The following is a 4951-nucleotide window of genomic DNA, read 5'->3' as shown; positions in this document are numbered from 1 at the left end:
AGAAAACCACATTTAAATTTGCTTTTGCAATTTCTTTGGTCAAAATTTCTTCACCTGACTCAAGTGGATAATTCCCATGAATATCGCCATAAAAGAAAGAAATATGGAAGGTTTTTATTGGCTGTATTTCAGTTTTATACCCTTGTATGTTTCAATCCTACCATTAAAGAATAGAAACTTCCTTTTTCAGGTTTTCACGCGCCTGCTCCTCAAACTTTTCGAAGAAATAGTCTGTTTTAAAAATCCGTTCCATCGCCAGGAAATGTAACAACACGTTCTTACGTCCCGGGTTGTAAATCAAATCAGGATAAACAGCGTATTCTTTCCGTACATTTTTGAAATAGGTGGAATACACTTCCCAATGCTGTCCTAAAACCGAAAGATCGGCATCCGTAAAGAAATTGGTATCATCATTCTCCGATACAACATGCGATTTCGTTGCTAAAATCTGCTGCCTGCATGCTTCAATACATTCAATCGGAACACCTAGTTGTTTCATCCGCTTTTCGGCCAAATCAGCACTTTTTTCTTCATTATCCGGTTTTAAAGCAGTGTAAATCACATCATGATAGAAGAGCGTAAACAAAATCGTATTCCAGTCCCTCAATCCGGATTTCACCGTTGTCAGTTGTTCCAACAAATGTTCCAAATGACGGAGAGTATGATAATGGCGTTTCTTTCCCGAATACTGCTTTTCAATTTCAAGCCATAATTCCTGGTTCAGGACCTCATCGTCTGAGTAAGAAAGTGCAAGTTGTATGAATATTTCCTTGAGCATGACACCTAAAATAATAACTATTTTACTGCTTTTTCATGATTCCCTGGCCAACTGCATTTCCGTATTGTGTCATTTCAAGCTTCACATCTCCGTTTTCCAAAGTCGGATCATGAATTACTTTTTCAGCGGCGATGTGGATTGTTTTTTAATGGATTCAGGAATCAACTCTTTCCGGTTCAAGACTTCCATTTCGGATTTAACGACGTACAAAACCTCATGCAATTCGCTGTCATCACAAGTCACACTTCGAAGATTTCCTTCTACACTGATCCCTTCCTCGTCGAAAATTTCATAAAAACCTCCCGGCTCTGTATCAAAGCAAAGAATCAATGTATGCGTACTGCCATCAGCAGCTTCGTAATTCAGTAAACCCGGGGAGTTACAACCGCAATTGATCACCGGGGTGTTTCCATTATTCCCTGCATTACCCGGAATACGATACGAGCCGGTAACACGCTTATAGTCTTGTTGAGAAAAGGAAATTCCAATTGAAAAAGTGCAAAGAAAGAAAAATCCGATTCCTTTCAAAACAGTGGCATTAATTGTTTTCATGTAAGTTCTTGTTTTTCAAATACAAGTTACGTTTTTATTCTTTCAACTTTTCAAATCCCGCTATTTTCTATGAATCTTTTACTGCCTTCGTTGGAATTTTTGCTGTTAGAATCAGTTACAATGAATCTTTTGAACCGGAACGCTTGAATCACAAAACCACCACAACAATCCGGTCATTTGGTCTCTGCCAATGCTTTCAACTTCCGGTTCATCGCGTGAAACCCGCTCTCCGTTTTCGCTGTCTTAAAGATTCCCACAAAAATGCCTTTGAATTTCTCACTTTGAACAAAAGTCAGCGTTCCGTTTCCACGATCAATCAATTCGAATTTGTGTTCTCCGTCGAAAAGCCCTTTGAAAAACAACCTTCCCAGCCAGCTCAACTCGTGGTGTTTCTTTGCTGTCAATACTGTAGGCTTAAACGTCATGGCTTTTCCGTCTGTGGGTTTGATTTTCACTGTCAGCGCACTTCCCTTTTCTGCTTTTCCCGAAATCGAGGTAATAAACGGGTTCCAATCCGGGTAAGCGTTAAAATCCGTCAGGATGTTCCATACTTTTTCGGGAGTTGCTTCAATGGTAATTTCAGTTCTTATTTCTTTTGTCATGATTTCTGATCGTTCGTTTATAAGACAAAGGTCTCTCGAAAGAACCGGTTTCGGCTTGACAAAAATCAAGAATTCACAGCAATTGCTTTTTTCTGATCCGGCTGAAGGTTTCCGGCGTCATTCCAAGCATGGAAGCAATGTATTGCAGCGGAACCTGGTTGAACAATTCCTTATTATTTTCAAAGAAATAAGCATAGCGCTCTTCGGCGGTCATGGAAAGGTGGCTGAAAATCCGGTTTTCCATCAGGACGAAACAACGCACGATGAACATTTTTTCCAGGATTGGCCAGTCAGGAACCAGGGTTTCCATTGTTTGGTAGTCGCTTTTATGCAGCGTATACATTTCAACGTCTGTCAAAGCCTGAATAGTCCACCGGGCGGGATCTCCGAAAACATAACCCGCCAGATCCGTTGTAAAATACCCTTTCGTAGAAATCCATTGCGTGACGTCTTTCTTTTCCGTTTCAACAAAAATGCGCAGAAAGCCCGATTGTACAAAGCTCAATTTGTCGCAGTTTTTGCCCGATTTGAGAAAATAATCCCCTTTTTTCAATGTTTCCGGACGAAACAAAGAAGCAATGGTCTCCAGGTCCCGGGAATCCACTGCTCCGAAATACGATCTGATACTTGTTTCCAATTCTGTCATTTCCTGATCCTTTACTTTTCAATAATACCAACAAACGTACTTATTTCCAATAAACTTTCGCAGATGACAGGGATTACTTCACAGGCTCTCTCAGGATAGTTTTCAGTTTTTCCGGAGCAGTTTTCCGGAAGTCCGACAAATAGATTTCGTGATGTAATCCGTTTTTGATCAGTTGGTGCTCTTCACAAAACGCCAGGATTTGTTTTAACGTTTCAGGCTCATCGGAAAAAGGACCTACATGAAGCATCTGGACCACTTTCCCCTCCTCCATTTCGTAAAACTCAACATAAGCCGCCAGCCCGATTTGCTTTTTGCTCACAACTGTCTGAATCGCTTGTTCCAGCTGTTCTTTTGTTACAAAGTCCGGCATCCGGATCAGCATTCTGTAGTTCCATTCGCTGCGGGGGATTTTTAAAGGAGCTTCATCCATCGCAAAACCTTGATACTTGTCCGTGTCAAAACTCCACAGCCCTTCCAATTTTGGAACTACGAAGTCTTTGCCCAATGCTTTGCAAAGAAATTTCACTCCATACGCAACGGAATATAAAGCCTGAATGTTCTCCGCATAATCTTGCCCGGAAGGATCGCCTTTTCCTGTGATTGATAAAAATGACGCTTTTTCAATCGTCAGCAATTCGGGTTTGTTTTTGGCCGTATAATACGCTTTGTACTCTTTTGTTAAGTCTAATTTTGTCATATTGCTTTGTTTAGATTACAAAAGAAAACACCCGCACTGACAACCCTATGGCAGTTGGTTTTTATGCTGGATTAAAACATCAATCAGGTGTTCTTTTTTCCCTCATCACGCAGATACAACATCCCCGAAAAAGAACAAATCAGATCGGGAAAAAACCAAAATAGCCCGAACATTTATCGTTCGGGCTATTTCTTTTCATTTCGAATTCCGTCAATGATCAGTTGGCTCCCACAATTCAATTTTATTTCCTTCGACATCCAGGATGTGAACGAATTTTCCATAGTCGTAGCTCGCCATTTCATCTAAAATCGTTACACCTTCTTTTTTTAGTTCCACAATCAGCGCTTCCAGGTCATCGACCCGGTAGTTGATCATGAATTCCCGTTCTGAAGGCTCGAAATACTTGGTCGTTTCAGAAAACGGACTCCATTGCGTTGTCCCTTTTTTCGAAGATTCATCGTCTTCTTTCCATTCAAACGTGACTCCGTAAGGTCCGGTATCCATTCCCAAATGTGTTTTGTACCACGCATTGATTTTTTCAGGATCCTTGCACTTAAAGAAAATCCCACCTATTCCTGTTACTCGTTTCATGTTTATTCGTTTTTAATCTATTGTTCAACCCTGCTGTAATGAAGCGATTCAATACTAGTGAAAAAATCTGAAATAAAATGCCTTTCGGGCAAACCGGAATTGAACCCGATAAATCTTCCGAAAGCATGGTGAAATAAGCGGATTAACCGGATAGAATAGAAGCCTTGACAGAAATGGAACTGATAACGCTTTTGAATAGACCCAATGACACTTGCCTGATTGTAAATCCCCTTGCCGAAACTCGCCTAACGCAGCATTCGCAGCGGAAAGAAGTCCCGGGATTCAAAATCGATTGCATACCTTTACATCATTCAATCGGCATGCGAAGGCAATAAAAACAGTTTAACAATGAAGATTAAATTAGAAAAACACAATCCAAACTGGGCAAATGACTTCGAAGATCTCAAACGCAACCTGATTCAATCAATCGCTTACCTCAAACCCCAAATTGAACACATCGGAAGCACATCGGTAAAAGGCCTGTCTGCAAAACCCATTATTGACATTCTTGTTGGTGTAAACAATGAGGACGATCTGGATAAGGTGATCATACCGCTGACTGATAATGGCTATGTATATTATGAAATCTATAATGTTCAGATGCCGTACAGGAGGTTCTTTATAAAACACAAAACGACGCCGGAGAGCCTGTCAATTCCCCCAATAATCACCCGGGAGAAAGATGCGCCGAACAGTACGGAAGAACACGATCAGAGATTAGCTCACATCCACATATTACCCTACAATTCGGAACACTGGATAAGACACATTGCTTTCAGAGATTATTTGGAATTTCATCCGGAAGTAAGGGATGCATATCAGCAACTAAAGCTCAGTTTGAGTCAGAAAGAATGGCTCGACGGAAACGAATACAACCTGGCCAAGGACCAATTTATAAAAACCGAAGAACGCAAAGCAATCGAATGGGCCGCAAATAAACAGATACGGTAATATTTCGGGTTGAAAACTTCGGGAATTTCAATAAAACTCAAACCAAAAAACGAAGCCCCCTCTCACTTAACGTATCTGCAGATGACACCTTTTACTGATAAAATCGGAGCTAAATACACTTTCAGCGTATTTCC

7 protein-coding genes are annotated in these 4951 nt (G+C 40.8%); 1 reads left to right on the top strand and 6 read right to left on the bottom strand.

Going from position 1 to position 4951, the window contains the following annotated elements; all coding sequences use genetic code 11:
• Positions 1–163 precede the first annotated feature (163 nt).
• The 6 genes from Q1V93_RS16325 to Q1V93_RS16300 all read right to left on the bottom strand — a co-directional run bounded on the left by Q1V93_RS16325 (position 164) and on the right by Q1V93_RS16300 (position 3866).
• Positions 164–778, bottom strand: a complete 615-nt coding sequence (locus Q1V93_RS16325) for a hypothetical protein (RefSeq protein ID WP_300666125.1) — start codon at positions 776–778, stop codon at positions 164–166.
• 114 nt (positions 779–892) lie between these two features.
• Complete coding sequence (locus Q1V93_RS16320) at positions 893–1330, bottom strand: hypothetical protein (protein ID WP_300666123.1); 438 nt, start codon at positions 1328–1330, stop codon at positions 893–895.
• Positions 1331–1503: 173 nt separating this feature from the next.
• A complete protein-coding gene (locus Q1V93_RS16315; RefSeq protein ID WP_300666122.1) occupies positions 1504–1932 on the bottom strand; it encodes an SRPBCC domain-containing protein in 429 nt (142 codons plus the stop codon).
• A gap of 73 nt (positions 1933–2005) precedes the next feature.
• The gene (locus Q1V93_RS16310) at positions 2006–2578 is read right to left on the bottom strand and encodes a Crp/Fnr family transcriptional regulator (protein WP_300666120.1); all 573 of its coding nucleotides are present in this window, start codon (positions 2576–2578) and stop codon (positions 2006–2008) included.
• Positions 2579–2651: 73 nt separating this feature from the next.
• Positions 2652–3275 (bottom strand): GyrI-like domain-containing protein, encoded by a 624-nt coding sequence (locus tag Q1V93_RS16305; protein WP_300666118.1) that lies wholly within the window; start codon positions 3273–3275, stop codon positions 2652–2654.
• 210 nt (positions 3276–3485) lie between these two features.
• Complete coding sequence (locus tag Q1V93_RS16300) at positions 3486–3866, bottom strand: VOC family protein (protein ID WP_300666117.1); 381 nt, start codon at positions 3864–3866, stop codon at positions 3486–3488.
• Between the two features lie 348 nt (positions 3867–4214).
• Between Q1V93_RS16300 and Q1V93_RS16295 the strand changes: the two genes are divergently transcribed.
• Positions 4215–4817 carry a GrpB family protein gene (locus Q1V93_RS16295; protein ID WP_300666115.1) on the top strand — a complete coding sequence of 201 codons (603 nt, stop codon included), beginning with the start codon at positions 4215–4217 and terminating at the stop codon, positions 4815–4817.
• The last annotated feature ends 134 nt before the right edge of the window (positions 4818–4951 follow it).

The organism is Fluviicola sp., assembly GCF_030151805.1.
GTDB lineage: Bacteria > Bacteroidota > Bacteroidia > Flavobacteriales_D > Crocinitomicaceae > Fluviicola.
The sequence above is the reverse complement of the archived record's forward strand: the minus strand, read 5'-3'. Positions and strand labels throughout refer to the sequence as shown.